15 protein-coding genes are annotated in these 16,787 nt (G+C 59.5%); 10 read left to right on the top strand and 5 right to left on the bottom strand.

The window, feature by feature from the left end; translation table 11 throughout:
* Positions 1–9 precede the first annotated feature (9 nt).
* The gene (locus tag K3759_RS00175; RefSeq protein ID WP_259983500.1) at positions 10–1,569 is read left to right on the top strand and encodes a phosphate ABC transporter substrate-binding/OmpA family protein; all 1,560 of its coding nucleotides are present in this window, start codon (positions 10–12) and stop codon (positions 1,567–1,569) included.
* Between the two features lie 50 nt (positions 1,570–1,619).
* Here K3759_RS00175 and radC read toward each other — a convergent pair whose 3' ends face one another.
* The 3 genes from radC to dnaK all read right to left on the bottom strand — a co-directional run bounded on the left by radC (position 1,620) and on the right by dnaK (position 5,612).
* On the bottom strand, positions 1,620–2,342 hold the full coding sequence (gene radC / locus K3759_RS00170; RefSeq protein WP_409202496.1) for a RadC family protein: 723 nt from the start codon (positions 2,340–2,342) through the stop codon (positions 1,620–1,622).
* Between the two features lie 115 nt (positions 2,343–2,457).
* On the bottom strand, positions 2,458–3,609 hold the full coding sequence (dnaJ, locus tag K3759_RS00165) for a molecular chaperone DnaJ (RefSeq protein ID WP_259983498.1): 1,152 nt from the start codon (positions 3,607–3,609) through the stop codon (positions 2,458–2,460).
* An 80-nt stretch (positions 3,610–3,689) separates the two neighbouring features.
* Positions 3,690–5,612 carry a molecular chaperone DnaK gene (gene dnaK / locus K3759_RS00160; RefSeq protein WP_259983496.1) on the bottom strand — a complete coding sequence of 641 codons (1,923 nt, stop codon included), beginning with the start codon at positions 5,610–5,612 and terminating at the stop codon, positions 3,690–3,692.
* Between the two features lie 206 nt (positions 5,613–5,818).
* Between dnaK and K3759_RS00155 the strand changes: the two genes are divergently transcribed.
* Positions 5,819–6,421, top strand: a complete 603-nt coding sequence (locus K3759_RS00155) for an alpha-ketoglutarate-dependent dioxygenase AlkB (protein WP_259983495.1) — start codon at positions 5,819–5,821, stop codon at positions 6,419–6,421.
* Positions 6,422–6,472: 51 nt separating this feature from the next.
* On the opposite strand, the gene K3759_RS00150 is transcribed toward K3759_RS00155, so the two are convergent.
* Both K3759_RS00150 and K3759_RS00145 read right to left on the bottom strand, forming a co-directional pair.
* On the bottom strand, positions 6,473–7,081 hold the full coding sequence (locus K3759_RS00150) for a COG3650 family protein (RefSeq protein ID WP_259983494.1): 609 nt from the start codon (positions 7,079–7,081) through the stop codon (positions 6,473–6,475).
* Positions 7,078–7,902, bottom strand: a complete 825-nt coding sequence (locus K3759_RS00145; RefSeq protein WP_259983492.1) for an ABC transporter permease — start codon at positions 7,900–7,902, stop codon at positions 7,078–7,080. The genes K3759_RS00150 and K3759_RS00145 overlap by 4 nt, the downstream gene beginning before the upstream one ends.
* 116 nt (positions 7,903–8,018) lie before the next feature.
* On the opposite strand from K3759_RS00145, the gene cysQ reads away from it, so the two are divergent.
* The 8 genes from cysQ (at position 8,019) to K3759_RS00105 (ending at position 16,784) form a co-directional block, all read left to right on the top strand.
* On the top strand, positions 8,019–8,816 hold the full coding sequence (gene cysQ / locus K3759_RS00140; protein ID WP_259983490.1) for a 3'(2'),5'-bisphosphate nucleotidase CysQ: 798 nt from the start codon (positions 8,019–8,021) through the stop codon (positions 8,814–8,816).
* Complete coding sequence (locus K3759_RS00135; RefSeq protein WP_259983489.1) at positions 8,816–9,616, top strand: 3-deoxy-manno-octulosonate cytidylyltransferase; 801 nt, start codon at positions 8,816–8,818, stop codon at positions 9,614–9,616. The genes cysQ and K3759_RS00135 overlap by 1 nt, the downstream gene beginning before the upstream one ends.
* Positions 9,613–10,884: a glycosyltransferase family 2 protein gene (locus tag K3759_RS00130; protein ID WP_259983487.1), complete on the top strand. Its 1,272-nt coding sequence runs from the start codon at positions 9,613–9,615 to the stop codon at positions 10,882–10,884. Before K3759_RS00135 ends, K3759_RS00130 begins: the two co-directional genes overlap by 4 nt.
* A gap of 67 nt (positions 10,885–10,951) precedes the next feature.
* On the top strand, positions 10,952–11,845 hold the full coding sequence (gene galU / locus K3759_RS00125) for a UTP--glucose-1-phosphate uridylyltransferase GalU (protein WP_259983485.1): 894 nt from the start codon (positions 10,952–10,954) through the stop codon (positions 11,843–11,845).
* A gap of 17 nt (positions 11,846–11,862) precedes the next feature.
* Positions 11,863–12,846 (top strand): UDP-glucose 4-epimerase GalE, encoded by a 984-nt coding sequence (galE, locus tag K3759_RS00120; RefSeq protein WP_259983483.1) that lies wholly within the window; start codon positions 11,863–11,865, stop codon positions 12,844–12,846.
* Positions 12,839–14,035: a glycosyltransferase family 1 protein gene (locus K3759_RS00115; RefSeq protein WP_259983481.1), complete on the top strand. Its 1,197-nt coding sequence runs from the start codon at positions 12,839–12,841 to the stop codon at positions 14,033–14,035. The genes galE and K3759_RS00115 overlap by 8 nt, the downstream gene beginning before the upstream one ends.
* 68 nt (positions 14,036–14,103) lie before the next feature.
* Positions 14,104–15,090 (top strand): glycosyltransferase family 2 protein, encoded by a 987-nt coding sequence (locus tag K3759_RS00110; RefSeq protein WP_259983479.1) that lies wholly within the window; start codon positions 14,104–14,106, stop codon positions 15,088–15,090.
* Positions 15,087–16,784 (top strand): beta-1,6-N-acetylglucosaminyltransferase, encoded by a 1,698-nt coding sequence (locus K3759_RS00105; RefSeq protein WP_259983478.1) that lies wholly within the window; start codon positions 15,087–15,089, stop codon positions 16,782–16,784. Before K3759_RS00110 ends, K3759_RS00105 begins: the two co-directional genes overlap by 4 nt.
* Positions 16,785–16,787 lie beyond the last annotated feature (3 nt).

Raw genomic sequence — 16,787 nt, 5'->3', positions numbered from 1 at the left:
TAGGTCTAGATGAACGGGTTGAAACGTGCGGCGATCAGCGCCGCACTTTTGCTTTTTACGGCGGTTACGGGCGCGGCGCAGGATATCGCGCTGACCTCGCGCGATGGCAGCGTTGAACTCAGCGGCACATTGCTGGGTTTTGACGGCGAATTCTACCGGGTCGAGACCGACTATGGCGAGTTGACCGTCGACAGCAGCGGTGTGTCCTGTACCGGGCCGGGCTGCCCCAACCTTGAGGATTTCGTGGCCGAGGTGCGCTTCTCGGGCTCCGCCACCATGGGGGCGGTGCTGATGCCCGCGCTGATCGAGGCCTTTGCCGAACGGCAGGGCTATACCGTCAGCCGCGAAGAAGGCGAGGGCGGGCGTTTCGCGCTGCTGCTTAACCGGAAGGACGACGGCAAGCTGGCCGCGCGTTTTGATTTCCGGGCGACCAACACCAATGAGGGTTTCGCTGATTTGCTGGCGGACGAGGCCGATGTCGTCATGGCCCTGCGCGAAGTGCGTCGTGAAGAGCGGATCAATGCCCGCGAGGCGGGGTTGGGCGATCTGACCGGCGCCAATCGCAGCCGGGTTCTGGCTCTCGACGCGGTGGTCCCTGTGGTGGCCCCGTCCAATCCGGTAAAACAAATTTCGCCGCTGACCTTGGCGCGGGTCTTTGCCGGGGAGATCAAGAATTGGCAGCGCCTTGGCGGGCCGGATGCGCCCATTGAATTGCATCTGCCGACCGCTGACAGCGGGTTGAGCCAAGCCATCGTCGATCAGGTCCTGACCCCTGCCGGGCTGGAACTAAGCGGTGATGTCACCCGTCATACAATGCCTGATGCCCTTGCGGAGGCTGTTGCGCGGGATGTCTTTGCGCTTGGCATCACCAGCTATGCCGAACAGGGCGGGACCGAAGTGCTGACCCTTGGTGGCAACTGCGGCTTTGCGCTGGATGCCGCACGCCGCACGATCAAGACCGAAGATTACCCGCTGACTGCGCCGATGTTCCTGTATTTCCCGGCACGTCGGCTGCCGCTTATTACGCGTGAGTTTCTCGCCTTCACCCGCGGCCCCTCGGCACAGATCGTGATCCGTCGCGCTGGCTTCGTGGATCAAACACCCGAAGAAATCCCGGTGGAGGAACAGGGCAACCGATTTGCAAATGCGATCATCACCGCCGGGATCGAGACCCCGCTAGAAGAGCTGCAGCGCATGACGGCGACGCTTGTTCCGATGGCGCGGCTGACGACCTCGTTCCGGTTTGAGGCAGGCTCGATCCGGCTGGATGCGCAGTCGCGGTCCAACGTCCAGCAATTGGCCCGCGCGTTGGAGCAGGGCCAGTATGACGCGCGGCGGTTGATGTTCGTGGGCTTCAGCGATGGAGAGGGGGCCGCAAGAGCCAACCGTGAAATCGCGCTGCGCCGTGCCGAGGCGGTACAGCGTGCGGTTAGTGCTGCTGCGGTTACCGCCAATCTGTCGCGTATTGATCTGCGGGTGGATGCCTTTGGCGAAGCAATGCCGATTGCCTGCGATGACAGCGAATGGGGCCGTCAGGCCAATCGTCGGGTTGAGGTTTGGGTGCGCTGAGGGGCGCGTGCCTAAAGGTACCCCTCACTCCGGAAACTTAGCTCGCGTGATTAGCCGATGATCAGGTGATCATGCAGGGTTAACCCCAAAGCGTCACAGGCGGCGGCCACCTGCCGCGTCATGTCAATATCCGATCTTGAGGGGCTGGGATCGCCCGACGGGTGGTTGTGCACGAGGATGATCGCACTGGCATTCAGTTCTAACGCGCGTTTGGCAACTTCGCGCGGGTAGACCGGCACATGATCAACGGTTCCCTTGGCCTGTGCTTCGTCCGCGATAAGAACGTTCTTGCGGTCCAGATAGAGCACCCGGAACTGCTCCATCTCCAGATGGGCCATGGTGGTGTGACAGTAGTCCAGCAAAGCGTCCCAAGAGGACACGATATGCCGCTGCAGCACCTTTGCACGGGCCAGTCGCTGGGCAGCAGCCTCGACGATCTTAAGTTCGACGATCACCGCCTCGCCGATGCCTTTGATATCGCGCAAACGGGCGGCGGGTGCTGTGATGACGCGGTTGAAATCACCAAAATGGTCCAGCAGTTCGCGGGCCAGCGGTTTCACATCGCGGCGGGGGATGGCGCGGAAGAGGACAAGTTCCAGCATTTCATAATCTGGCATCGCCGCCGCGCCCCCCTCTATAAAGCGGCAGCGCAGGCGTTGACGGTGATCTGCGATATAGGATGGTTGTTTCCCGGTGTTGGACGGCGGTCTGCGCGCTTCGTCCATCAAAAAGGGCAGGGGCTGATCAGCCAAGGTTCTGGGGGCTCGGGTCATGGCCAGAGCTTTGCGCCAAAGTGGTTAGGATTCGGTTAACAGGCTGTTTAAACCTCATTCACCTTGATGGCGCGGAGTTGGGGAAGGCAGGCCGACCGCGCCTTCCCCGCAATGTTTAACCCTTCATCGAATCCCAGAAGGATTTAACAGAAGAGAAGAAATTGCTGCTTTCGGGGTTGTTGTTATGGGCTTCGCCCTCAAACTCCCGCAGCAGTTCTTTCTGACGGCTGGTCAGGTTCACTGGGGTTTCCACCGCCAGTTCGATGATCATGTCACCCACACCACCGCCACGTAGCGGCGGCATGCCCTTGCCGCGCAGACGCATCTGACGGCCTGATTGGCTGCCTGCGGGAATCTGCACGCGGCCACGGCCACCGTCGATGGTGGGCACTTCGATATTACCACCCAAAGCGGCGGTGCTCATCGATACCGGTACGCGGCAGAATAGGTTCGGCCCGTCACGTTCAAAGAGTTCATGATCGGCCACCTCGATAAAGATATAGAGGTCACCCGACGGCCCGCCGCGCATGCCCGCTTCGCCCTCACCGGCAAGCCGGATGCGGGTGCCGGTTTCGACGCCTGCGGGAATGTTGACCGAAAGCGTGCGCTCTTTCTCAACACGGCCCGCGCCGCGGCATTTCTTGCAGGGATTCTTGACGATCTGGCCCATGCCGGAACAGGTTGGACAGGTGCGTTCAACAGTGAAGAAACCCTGCTGTGCGCGGACCTTCCCCATGCCAGAACAGGTGGGGCAGGTTGTCGGCTCTGCGCCGCCCTCGGCACCGCTGCCGTCACAAGAATCGCACTGGACAGAGGCCGGAACGGTGATCGACTTTTGCATGCCCGAGAAGGCGTCTTCGAGGGAAATGCGCAGGTTATAGCGCAAATCGGCGCCGCGCGCGGCGCGACGGCCACCGCCGCCGCCTCCGCGTTGGCCCATGAAATCACCGAAGAGATCGTCAAAGACATCGGAAAATGCCGAAGAGAAATCGCCCTGACCGCCGCCCATGCCGCCGCCCGGACGCCCGCCGCCCATGCCGTTCTCAAAGGCGGCGTGGCCGTAGCGGTCATATGCCGCTTTCTTATCGTCACTTTTCAGGACGTCATAGGCTTCGCCCACTTCTTTGAACTGGGCTTCGGCCTTGGGGTTGTCTTTGTTGCGGTCGGGGTGGAGGTCTTTGACCTTGCTGCGGTAGGCCTTCTTGATCTCGTCGGCAGAGGCCCCTTTGGCAACGCCAAGCACCTCGTAGTAGTCACGTTTTGCCATGGGTTATCATGCTCCTGCGCTGGAACGTGATGGGCCGGCCCGTCTGACGGACCGGCCCTTTCACAGGTTCCGTTTCACGCTTACGCGCGCTTGTCGTCGTCCAGATCTTCGAACTCGGCGTCGAGAATGTCGTCATCGCTACCCTGCGATTGCTGAGCGTCCGAAGGCTGCGCCGTGTCGTCGTTGCCACCCTCATCCTGAGCAGCCTTATAGATGGCTTCACCCAGTTTCATGGCAGCTTCGGTGACGTTCTGGATGCCGGATTTGATCTTGTCGGCGTTGTCTGTTTCCAGTTCGTCTTTCAGCGCGGCAATGGCCAGTTCGATCGCTTCGACGGTGGTCGGGTCAACCTTGTCGGCATGCTCTTCCATCGACTTTTCGGTCGAGTGGATCAGCGATTCCGCTTGGTTCTTCGCTTCAATCAGCTCGCGACGGGACTTGTCCGCCTCGGCGTTCTCTTCCGCGTCCTTGACCATCTTTTCGATATCCGCATCCGACAGACCGCCCGACGCTTGGATCGTGATCTTCTGCTCTTTGCCGGTGCCTTTATCGAGCGCGCCGACCGACACGATGCCGTTGGCGTCGATGTCGAAGGTCACTTCGATCTGCGGCATGCCGCGTGGGGCAGGCGGGATGTTCTCAAGGTTGAAGGCACCGAGCATCTTGTTGTCGGCAGCCATCTCACGCTCACCCTGGAAGACCCGGATGGTCACCGCGTTCTGGTTGTCTTCGGCGGTCGAGAAAACCTGAGACTTCTTCGTCGGGATCGTGGTGTTGCGGTCGATCAGACGGGTGAAGACGCCACCGAGAGTTTCGATGCCCAGAGACAGTGGGGTCACGTCGAGCAGAACCACGTCTTTGACGTCGCCTTGCAGAACACCGGCCTGAATGGCGGCACCAAGGGCCACAACCTCGTCAGGGTTCACACCCTTGTGCGGCTCTTTACCAAAGAACTTGGTCACTTCTTCTGCGACTTTCGGCATACGGGTCATACCACCGACCAGCACGACTTCGTCGATGTCGGAGGCCGAGAGACCGGCATCCTTCAGCGCTGCGGCGCAGGGCTTCATCGACGCTTTGATCAGGTCACCCACGAGGCTTTCCAGCTTGGCACGGGTCAGCTTCATCACCATGTGCAGCGGCGAGCCGTCTTTACCCATCGAGATGAAGGGCTGGTTGATCTCGGTCTGGCTGGACGAGGAAAGCTCGATCTTTGCTTTCTCGGCAGCTTCTTTCAGACGCTGTAGCGCCATCTTGTCTTTGGTGAGGTCAACGCCGTTGGCCTTTTTGAACTCATCAGCAAGATAGTTGACAATGCGCATGTCGAAGTCTTCACCACCGAGGAACGTGTCGCCGTTGGTGGATTTCACTTCGAAGAGGCCGTCGTCGATCTCAAGGATGGTCACGTCGAATGTACCGCCGCCAAGGTCATAGACCGCGATGGTTTGCGTGTTCTCTTTGTCGAGGCCGTAGGCCAGCGCAGCGGCTGTCGGCTCGTTGATGATCCGCAGCACTTCGAGACCGGCGATCTTACCGGCGTCTTTGGTGGCCTGACGTTGGGCGTCGTTGAAGTATGCAGGCACGGTGATAACCGCCTGAGAGACTTCCTCACCCAGATAGCTTTCTGCGGTTTCTTTCATCTTACCGAGGATGAAGGCCGAGATTTGGCTAGGGGAGTATTTCTCACCTTTGGCTTCGACCCATGCGTCGCCGTTGCCGCCGTCGATGACGTTGAACGGCATATTCTTTTTGTCTTTGGCCAGATCCGCATCGTCATTGCGGCGGCCGATCAGGCGCTTGACGCCGAAGACAGTGTTTTCTGGGTTGGTGACCGCCTGGCGTTTCGCCGGCTGGCCGACAAGGCGCTCATCGTCGGTGAAAGCAACGATCGACGGCGTTGTGCGCGCGCCTTCAGCGTTCTCAATCACACGCGGCTGGCTGCCATCCATGATGGCGATACAGCTGTTGGTGGTGCCAAGGTCAATACCGATTACTTTGGACATGTTCGATCCCTCTTTGAATCTAAGGCGATGACACGAGACGCGGACCCTTTTTGGCATCCTGCCCCGATCTGTTGACATCGAAGACCACGTGCCTTCGACGGTTCGGAGCGTATATAGGGAGGGTATTTGCACCCTGCAACCATTGGCTTGTCAGGATGGTCGCGATTCCGTGATGTTTTTGCCAAACGAGTGAGGAAGAACGAAAAATGACTGCTTTGCGCCTGCGGGGCTTCGATATTCACAAGGAATTTCTGGGCAGGGTCGCTCAGCAAGAAGTGTTGGACGCGGTGCGGGGCGTGGTGCGGCAGGCGCCGTTCTTTCGCCCTGAGGTGCCGCGCGGCGGGCGCATGTCGGTTCGCATGACGGCGGCGGGGCGCTATGGCTGGTTCTCGGATCGGCGCGGGTATCGTTACGTCACCGAACACCCCGACGGGCAGCCGTGGCCCGAAATCCCCGCGCCGATTTTGGCGATCTGGGATCAGCTGACCGGGTTGGAGCGGCGTCCTGAATGCTGTCTGATCAATTATTATGATGCGGACGCGCGCATGGGCCTGCATCAGGATCGGGATGAGGCAGACTTTCAATGGCCCGTGGTGTCGGTCTCATTGGGGGATGACGGGTTGTTTCGGATCGGCAACCTGACACGCGGCGGCAAGACGGAATCGATCTGGCTGCAATCGGGGGATGTGGTGGTGATGGGCGGTGACGCGCGGTTGACCTATCACGGGGTGGATCGGATTAAACCCGGCACCTCGACACTGCTGCCTAAAGGGGGGCGGATCAATCTGACGCTTCGGGTGGTGGAGTGACGTTTTCTTTTAAAGAAAACGGAGACGGACTTTTTTGAAAAGTCCGTCGTTTCAGCGGCTGAGTGAACAGCAACCTGTTTGATGTTGCCAACCGTCATTTCCTTGTAAAAGGAGGTCGACAGCAAGCCCATAGGCGCGGTCCGACATGCCGTCACTACAGGCGCGGGTTGACAGCGTGGCGATAGCCGCGCCCTGCGGCCCTTTAGCGATCAGATGAAAGCTGTCACGCCGTCCCTGCGCCGCCCCGAACTGAGTGATGCGAAAATCGCGCGGGCTATCGGTCACGGCATCATAGCTCAGCGTTTCGCCGGTCACGTCGAAGGACCAGAACGGCTCTGTCCCCCCACAGCGCGCCACGGGTGGCATCGCACCAGCCCATTGCCCCGGTTGTCGTGTGAGGTAGCGAAGGGAGACCCAGCCGCGCCCTACGCCGCTGTTTACCAAGCCCCAGCCGTGGTGGTCATCGGGGCGGATCACTTCGATCCCTTCCGCGTCGGGGGTAAGGCTGCCGATTATCGGCGCGGCAGCATCAGGCGCTTGTCGGATGTTCAGCGCGTCATTTTCTGCCACGCCGCTCACGTCATACAAGGCGGGCCATGCGTCCTGTGTTGCGGCGGCAGGAAGCGCCCAGAGACACAAGACGACGGCCAACACCCTCATCGCCGGGCGTTCCAACTGAGCGACGCATGACGGCGTGTATAGAATTCGCCCATCAACCCGATCATCAGCAGGACAAGGCCCACCCAGAGCGGATACTCCCAATTGCTGTAACGCGGGTTGTAATTGATAAAGGCAAATCCGCGCGCTTGATCAATGCTGTGGAATAGTGGGTTCCAGTCAAACATTGCCAGCATGTAGCCGGGGAGCGAGTTGGCGAGGAACATCTTGCCCGAAGCGATCATATTGGCGCGCTGATAGACGGTTGAAAAAATCGTCACGAAAGAGGGAAACCACGGTTTAATTGCCAGCATCACCAGCCCCAAGGCGCAGCCGGTGAACCATGCGGTGAGCACCATCCCAAAAGCGGCGAGGGGCTGATCAATGGTGATCGGGGTCATTGCGACATGGTAGATAAACAGGATCACGAAGAGCGACAGCACCTGAATGTAAAGCGATCCAACCGCCGCCGAAGCGATGGCGATGATCGTATTCATCGGGGCATGCTGCATCATCGGGCTTGCAGGCCCCTCTGACCCGGCGACCGCGCCCAGAGCCTTCACATGGGTGAGATAAAGGAAGATGCCCGACATCAGATAAACAAGAAAATCACCGCGCACCGCAGATCCGCGCATCCCGAGGATCGAGAACATCACATAGAAGGCCAGTACGAACATCACCGTTTGCAACATGTTCATCGCGATGGCGATGAAGGCGTTGTTATGCTGCTTGCGCACGTTGCGCACCACGGAGTGATAAACCAGCTCCGCAATGGCGAGGGCGGATCCGATACCCGATTTCGGTTTTCTGGAAGATTGGAACATGCACGCGTCCTTGACGAAGCCCTAGCTTGGCACGGAATTCTTGCTGTTCCGTTAGCTGCACAGCATAAGGGAAACGATGAATTGAAGCAACGACAGCCCGCAGGGCCGGAGGCAGAATGGATTACGAGAAACTGGTCGCGGAAATGCGGCGTCTGGCATTGGAAGCCGGGGACAAGATCATGGAGATCTACGGTCAGGATGACTTCGAGGTAAAATCGAAATCTGACGACAGCCCCGTCACCGCCGCCGATGAAGCCGCCGATGCGATCATTTCCGACGGGCTCCGCGCGGCGTTTCCCGAAGTCATGCTGGTGACCGAGGAGCAGGCGGCGACCCATTCTGCCAAGGGCGATACTTTTCTCATCGTTGATCCGCTGGATGGCACCAAAGAGTTCGTCCACCGCCGGGGGGATTTCACGGTGAATATCGCACTGGTCGAAGGCGGCGTTCCGACGCGTGGCGTGGTCTATGCACCCGCCAAGTCCCGGATGTTCTTTACCCAAGCTGGCGGTCAATCGGTGGAAGAAGTAGGCGAATTTGCCAAAGATCAGGTTGGAGAAACCAAGGTGATTTCAGTCTCTAACCCTGACAATACAGCCCTGATGGTCGTCGCCTCCAAATCGCACCGCGATCAAGCGACCGATGACTACATCGGCAAATACGGCGTGCGCGACATGACCTCGGCGGGGTCGTCGCTGAAATTCTGTCTGGTTGCGACAGGGGAGGCCGATCTCTACCCGCGTCTGGGCCGCACGATGGAATGGGATACTGCTGCTGGCCATGCGGTATTGAACGGTGCCGGAGGCGCGGTAGTGCGCTTTGACGACCTTATGCCCCTGACCTACGGCAAGGAAGACTTCGCCAACCCCTTTTTCATCGCCCATGCGCCGGGTGTTGAGTTGAAAGCGGGCTGATGTCTGTCCTGATTGTCATCCCCGCCCGCTATGCCTCGACCCGCTACCCCGGCAAACCGCTTGTCGCGCTGACCGGGGCCACGGGCAAAAAACAGTCGCTTATTGAGCGCAGCTGGCGTGCCGCCTGCGCGGTGTCGGGCGTCGACCGCGTTGTGGTGGCCACCGATGACGACCGCATCCGCGAAGCTGCCGAAGGTTTTGGCGCTGAGGTGGTGATGACCTCGGAAACCTGCGGCAACGGGACTGAACGCTGTGCCGAAGCGCACGCCGCGCTGGGCGGGAGCTTTGACATCGTGGTAAACCTGCAAGGCGACGCGCCGCTGACGCCACATTGGTTTGTCGAAGGGCTGGTGCAAGGTCTTAAAGATCAACCCAACGCCGAAATCGCCACCCCCGTACTGCGCTGCGATGGCGCCACGCTCAACAGTCTTCTGGCCGACCGCAAAGCGGGTCGCGTCGGGGGTACGACGGCGGTTTTCGGGGCTGACAATCAGGCGCTCTACTTCTCGAAAGAGGTCGTCCCCTACACTGGGAAGCCCTACTCTGAGACGGATATGACCCCGGTGTTCCACCATGTCGGCGTCTATGCCTACCGCCCTGATGCCTTGGCTCAATATCCTAGCTGGCCCGTGGGGCCCTTGGAATTGTTGGAGGGGCTGGAACAGCTCCGCTTCCTCGAAAATGGCCGCGCCGTGCTCTGTGCAGAGGTCGAGGCCAAGGGCCGTGAATTCTGGGAGTTAAACAACCCCGAAGACGTGCCGAAGCTCGAAGCCATGATGGCCAAAATGGGACTGGAATGACCACCACCCCCGTCAGTGCCACGCTGGAAAGCGGCGTGCCTGTCAGCATCGTGATCGTCAGCCGGGAGCGGCCCGAGGCATTGCGGCGCTGTCTGACGGGGGTGAAGCAGCTTCAATACGACCCCTTTGAGGTCATCATTGTGGCAGACCCTGCGGGGATCGACGTGGCCCGCGAGATGCCCTTCGCCGGGGCGCTAAAACTGGTAGAGTTCGACAGGCCGAACATCTCCGCCGCACGCAACCTCGGGATTGCCGAGGCCGCGGGGGAGGTGGTCGCCTTTATCGACGATGATGCCGTGCCAGAGCCGCAATGGCTGCGTCATCTGCTCGAACCTGCGAAACGGCCCGAAGTCGCGGCGATGACTGGTTTCGTCCGGGGGCGAAACGGCATCTCCTTCCAGTATCGCGCGCGCCAACTGACTGCGCGGGGAGAGCCGGAAAACCTCAATGTAGATACTGAAACCCCCAGCATTCTGCTGCCCCCGACCGATGGGGCAATCAAAACCGAAGGCACGAATATGGCTTTTCGGCGCGGTGTTTTAGTAAAGTTGGGCGGCTTTGACCCGGCCTTTCACTACTATCTCGACGAGACTGACCTGAACATGCGGCTGGCGCGGGCGGGCCATGCCACTGCGATCGTGCCATTGGCCGAGGTCCATCACGGTTTCGCCGCCAACCGTATGCGCAACGCCAACCGCGTGCCGCGCGATCTTTTCGACATCGGTGCCAGCTGGGCTGTGTTCCATCGCAAGCATTTGCCCACGCCAGACCATGCCGCCCACTGGGCGCTTTTGCGCGCAGCGGAGCGTCGACGGTTGCTGCGTCATCTGATAAGCGGCGGGTTAGAGCCGCGCGATATACCCCGGCTCATGCGCAGTTTGGATGAGGGGTACTCCGAGGGCATGGAGCGTCCGCTTAACAACAGCGTGGTGCCGCCCGACGCCCGCAGCGCATTCCGCCCCTTTCCCGCCCGCCCGCGCCGAAGCGTGGCGTTGTTTACCCGGCCTATAAAACTGGCAAGTGACCGGGCAAAGGCCGCAAAACGCGTCGAATCTGGGGAGATCGTCACCCTTATCAATCTTTCGCCGACAGCCCTTTATCATCACGTTGCCTTTGATCCGACCCATGCTATTTGGCTGCAAACTGGTGGAATATATGGTAAATCTGCACGGAATGAGGCGGTTTTTCGCTTAAGTCGGCGATTGGATCGGCTGAAAAGGGAAGTCAGGCGAGTTGCCAGACAGCGTGGTTTCAGCGATGATCATTGAGGATAGATGGACGCAGCTGAATGGGCCGTGGCGCACTGTATATTTCGAATGAGTTGTAAGGATTGAAATGCGTAAGAAGGTAACAAAAGCGATTTTCCCCGTAGCAGGAATGGGGACACGCTTTCTGCCCGCCACCAAGTCGGTGCCGAAGGAAATTATGACCCTCGTTGACCGACCTTTGGTTCAATATGCGATCGACGAAGCGCGAGCCGCTGGCATCAAAGAGTTCATCTTTGTGACTTCGCGCGGCAAAGGCGCTTTGGAAGACTACTTTGACCACGCGCCGCAGCTTGAGCAGGAACTGCGCAAGAAGGGCAAGACGGAACTTCTTCAGATTCTGCAAGACACCAATATGGACAGCGGCGCGATTGCTTATATCCGCCAGCACAAGGCGCTTGGCCTAGGTCATGCGGTCTGGTGCGCGCGTCGTTTGATCGGCAATGAACCCTTCGCTGTAATGCTCCCCGATGACGTCATCGCGGCTGAGAAACCCTGCTTGCAGCAGATGGTTGAAGCCTATGAAGAGACCGGTGGCAGCATGGTCGCCGCGATGGAGGTTGAGCCATCCCGCGCCTCCTCCTACGGCATTCTCGATACAAGCGAAGAGCGCGGCGATCTGGTGAAGGTCAAAGGCATGGTTGAGAAGCCCGCCGCTGATGAAGCACCTTCGAACCTCGCGGTGATTGGGCGCTACATTTTGTCGCCGAACGTTCTGAAGAACCTCAATAAGCTTAAATCCGGCTCCGGCGGCGAGATACAGCTAACAGATGCTATTGCCCAAGAGATTGAGCAAGACCGTGAGGTTTATGGCTTCCGTTTCCGTGGTCAACGCTTTGATTGCGGCTCTAAAGCGGGTTTCCTACAGGCCACTGTGGCCTTTGGCCTTGCTCGGGAGGAACTGCGTGACGACCTTTCGGCCTATCTGCAAAGCATTGCCCAAATCGATCGTGCGGCGCAGTAGGGCCGGGGCGAAGCGACATGGAAAAGGTACTGGTAACCGGGGGCGCGGGCTATATCGGCTCGCATGCCTGTAAGGCATTAAAGTCGGCTGGTTTTACGCCCGTAACTTTCGACAATCTCGTGACCGGATGGCGCGATGCGGTGAAGTTTGGCCCCCTCGAGGAGGGTGATTTGCTGGACCGCGCGCGGCTGGATGAGGTTTTTGCGAAACATCAGCCCGTCGCGGTAATGCACTTCGCCGCCCTCAGCCAGGTTGGGGAAAGCATGGCGGAGCCTGGTCTTTATTGGCGCAACAACGTGAACGGCTCCCTCACATTGATTGAGGCGGCGGTCGCTGCGGGCTGCAAGCAGTTCGTTTTTTCGTCGACCTGTGCGACCTATGGCGATCAGGATAACGTCGTGCTGGATGAAAACAGTGACCAATATCCGATCAATGCCTATGGGGCGTCAAAACGGGCGATCGAGGACATCCTGCGCGACTTTGAGGCCGCCCATGGTCTGCAGCATGTCATCTTCCGCTATTTCAACGTGGCCGGTGCGGATCCCGAAGGCGAAGTGGGCGAGTTCCATCAGCCAGAGACGCATCTGATCCCGCTGATGCTTGACGCGATTGCCGGGAAGCGCGCGGCGCTGACTGTCTTTGGCGATGACTACGACACGCCCGACGGCACCTGCATTCGTGACTATGTGCATGTCTGCGATCTGGTCGATGCCCATGTTTTAGGTCTGAAATGGCTTCAGGATGGGAAGGGCAGCCGGGTGTTTAACCTTGGTACCGGCAGTGGTTTTTCGGTGCGCGAAGTGCTCGATCATAGCCGCGCTGTGACCAATCAAACGGTGCCCCATGAGATCGGCGCGCGCCGTCCGGGGGATTGTACCAAACTTGTGTCAGGCTCTTCCCGCGCGATGGAGGAATTGGGCTGGGCGCCCAAACGCTCGACCTTGGACAAGATGATTTCTGACGCTTGGAAATGGCACCAAACCGGCCACTACGATGGCTGAACCCACCGCACGGCTTCTTGATCTGACGCGCAGTCTGCGACGGGTCGGGCGGGTCGCGACGGGGGTTGATCGGGTCGAACTGGCCTATCTCGCACATCTTCTGACTGGTGACGCGCCGCTCTATGGAGTGGCGCGTACGGCTTTGGGCTATGTTTTGCTGGACCGTGCCGGGATGCAGGGCTTTCGAGATCGCCTTGAAGGCCGCGTTCCTTGGGGGCGGGCCGACCTTGTGTCGCGCTTGCCGCGGGGGCGCACTGCGGCTCTAACGCGGGCAGAAAGCGATTTACGGCGTATGGCGCGGGGGCGGTGCCTTCCCTCAGGTTTGCCCTCACTGCTCGCTCGGCATCTACCGCCGGGGTTTGCCTATCTTAATGTTGGTCACAGCAATCTGACGGACCGGGTTCTGGGCGCGGTGAAGAAAGCGCGGGGGCGGATTACCGTCCTGATCCATGACGTGATCCCGCTGGAATATCCCGCTTACCAACGCCCCGGCACGGTCGCGCCGTTTCGGGCCAAAATCGACCGGGTGGCTGCGCAGGCCGATCTGATAATCTACAACTCGCAAGACACGCGGCGGCGTAGCGAAGCGCAAATGCGAGGGCGGATACCGCCCGCCGTTGTCGCGCATCTGGGTCTCGACCTGCCATTGCCCGATGACGGTGAACTGCCCCCGGGCCTGACGCCAAAATCTCCCTATTTCGTCGTCGTCGGAACGATCGAGCCCCGCAAGAATCATGACTTCTTGCTGGATCTATGGCAGCAGATGGGGGCTGATGCGCCGCTGCTGCTGATTTGCGGCGCGCGGGGGTGGAACAACAGGGCGGTCTTTGATCGGCTTGATCAGCTGCCCCCTGACGGACCCGTGCGGGAGTTTTCGGGCCTCAGTGACCCCGGCTTGGCCGCTTTGGTGCAAGGGGCGGCGGGGATGCTCTTTCCCAGCCATGCAGAGGGGTTCGGCCTGCCCCCGGCCGAAGCGCTGAGCCTTGGATCGCGTGTTTTATGCAACGATTTACCGGTCTTGCGCGAGGTCTTGGGCGACAAAGCCGTTTACGCCGCCACAACCGAGCCCTATTCATGGATCAGAACAATCGAAGAATGGACTGCATCTCCGCCAGACCCGCGCCCTGCGAAGACTTTTAACGCGCCGACATGGGCCGAACACTTCAAGACCGTGTTAAAGTCGACGTGATAGCGCGGTAGAGGAGCGGTCACATTCGATAGGTAAGGGGCGGTTTGGGCTTAATTCAGTCATATCGGTTGCGACTGCAACGCAAGCGCTGGCGCATTCGCGCCTTCCGCAAGCGGCGGGAGCTTACCCGCGTGGCGAACCGAACCGCACAAATCAAACGCGACGATATCCTCGTGTTCTGCACGCAGCGCAACGAACGCATTCGGCTGCCCTATTTCCTGAAATATTACCGCGAGATGGGTGTCGGGCATTTTTTCTTCGTTGATAATGACAGCACGGATGGCTCGCTGGAATACCTTGCAGAGCAACCCGATGTGTCGGTCTGGAGCGCCAAGGCCAGCTATAAGCGCTCACGGTTCGGGGTCGATTGGCTGAACTGGCTACAGATGAAATACGCCCATGGCCATTGGGCGCTGACGGTCGATCCGGATGAGTTTCTGGTCTACCCCTTCTGCGACACGCGGCCCTTGCGGGCGTTGACCGACTGGCTGGATGCCTCTTCGATCAAGAGCTTTTCGGCGATGCTTTTGGACATGTATCCCAAAGGGCGGCTGGATGAAGAACCTTACCAAGCGGGGCAGAACCCTATCGAAATCGCTGCATGGTTCGACAGTGGCAACTACACGATTTCGCGTAATCGGCGGTTCGGGAACCTTTGGATTCAGGGCGGGCCACGGGCGCGGGTGTTCTTCCCCGACGCGCCCGCAAAGGCCCCGGCGCTGAATAAGGTGCCGCTGGTCAAATGGGACCGGCGCTATGCCTATGTCAGTTCGACCCATATGCTGCTGCCGCGCGGGCTTAATCAGGTCTATGACGAATGGGGCGGAGAGAAAGCCTCGGGCGTGTTGCTGCATGCCAAGTTCCTCGACACTTTCGGTGCCAAAGCGGCGGAGGAGTTGGAACGCAACGAGCATTACGCCGCTTCGGTCGAATACAAAGCCTATGCCGCGCAGCTAAAGGACGATCCGCAGCTTTGGTGCAAGTGGTCAGAGCGGTACATCAACTGGCGTCAGCTTGAGATTCTCGGCCTCATGTCAAAAGGGAACTGGGCATGAGCGTCGGGATCATCATGTTGGTGCACAACGCCTTTGACCGGGCCGAGCAGGTCGCGCGGCATTGGGCCGCTGCGGGCTGCCCGGTAGTGATCCACATCGACAAGGCCGTGCCCCGGCGGGCGCATGATGCTTTCGTGGGGGCGCTGTCAGACCTCAAGGATGTATGCTTTAGCCCGCGCAAACGCTGCGAATGGGGCACTTGGGGGATCGTTGCTGCCTCGCAGGGGGCGGCGGAATTGATGCTCTCGCGCTTTCCGAAGGTGGCCCATGTCTATCTCGCCTCCGGTTCTTGCCTGCCGCTGCGTCCAGTGCAGGAGTTGATCGACTATCTTGAGGATCGCCCGCAGACCGACTTTATCGAAAGTGCCACCACGGCGGATGTGCCATGGACCGTGGGCGGTCTGGATGCGGAGCGGTTCACCCTGCGGTTCCCCTTTTCGTGGCGGCGCAATCGCTATCTGTTTGACCGCGCGGTCGAGGTGCAGCGCCTATTGCGGCTGAAACGCCGGATGCCGCACGGGGTTGTGCCGCATATGGGCTCGCAATGGTGGTGCCTGACCCGGCGCACCCTGTCGGCGATCCTGCAAGACCCCGACAGGACGACCTACGACAAGTTCTTTCGCCTCGTCTGGATCCCCGATGAAAGCTATTTCCAGACCCTTGCAAGGCTCTATTCCAGCAAGATCGAAAGCCGGTCGCTAACGCTGTCGAAGTTCGATTTTCAGGGCAAGCCGCATATTTTTTACGACGACCACCTCCAGCTTCTGCGCCGCTCGGACTGCTTTGTCGCGCGCAAGATTTGGCCCCATGCGGACAGGCTCTATGATGCCTTCCTGACTGACCCCGCAGGGGCGATGAAAAAGACCGAGCCGAACCCCGGCAAGATCGACCGCATCTTTGCCAAGGCCGTGGAACGGCGGACGCGGGGCCGTGCGGGGCTCTATATGCAAAGCCGGTTTCCCAATGAGGATTGGGAGAATGGTGTCACCGCCGCGCCTTACTCGGTATTTCAGGGTTTCACCGAGATCTTTGAGGATTTCGAACATTGGCTGAGCCGTGCCAGCAGGGCCCGCGTGCATGGGCATCTCTTTGCCCCTGACCGTGTGCATTTTGCTGAAGGCCAGACCACGCTGAACGGTGCCTTGTCGGACAACCCGGTGCTGCGCGATCACAATGCCAGTGCCTTTTTGACCAATCTGATCTGGAATACCCGTGGCGAACGCCAGTGTTTCCAGTTCGGCCCGATGGATACCCAAGACATCAATTGGCGCGTGGCCAGAGACCCTAACGCACAGATTTCGGTCATCACAGGTGCTTGGGCAGTGCCGCTGTTCCGCTCAAACCTTGATTTTGCTGATATTCGACGTCTTGCAGCAAAGCTGCAAAAAACGGAAAGCACGCATATGGATGTGCTGCGTTCACCCCATGCCAAAGCGCGCGTGCGGATCTGGACGATGTCTGAATTCATCGAAGCGCCGATGGAGCCTTTACAGGGCATATTGGACGAGATTGGCCGTACCCGTCTGCGCCGCCTGTCAGAGGCGCCGCGCATGGTTGATCTGAATGGCTTTGACCAATTCCTTCAGAACCTCAAGAATCAAGGCATGCATCCCTATCTGGTGGGGGATTTTCCGGTCTCCCGCGGGGTGACTGGCGATGCCAAACCCGCTCCCAAACCCTATCTGGTGAAATAACCC

The organism is Sulfitobacter sp. W027 (genome assembly GCF_025143985.1).
In the GTDB taxonomy this organism is placed as follows: Bacteria; Pseudomonadota; Alphaproteobacteria; order Rhodobacterales; family Rhodobacteraceae; genus Sulfitobacter.
The sequence above is the reverse complement of the archived record's forward strand: the minus strand, read 5'-3'. Positions and strand labels throughout refer to the sequence as shown.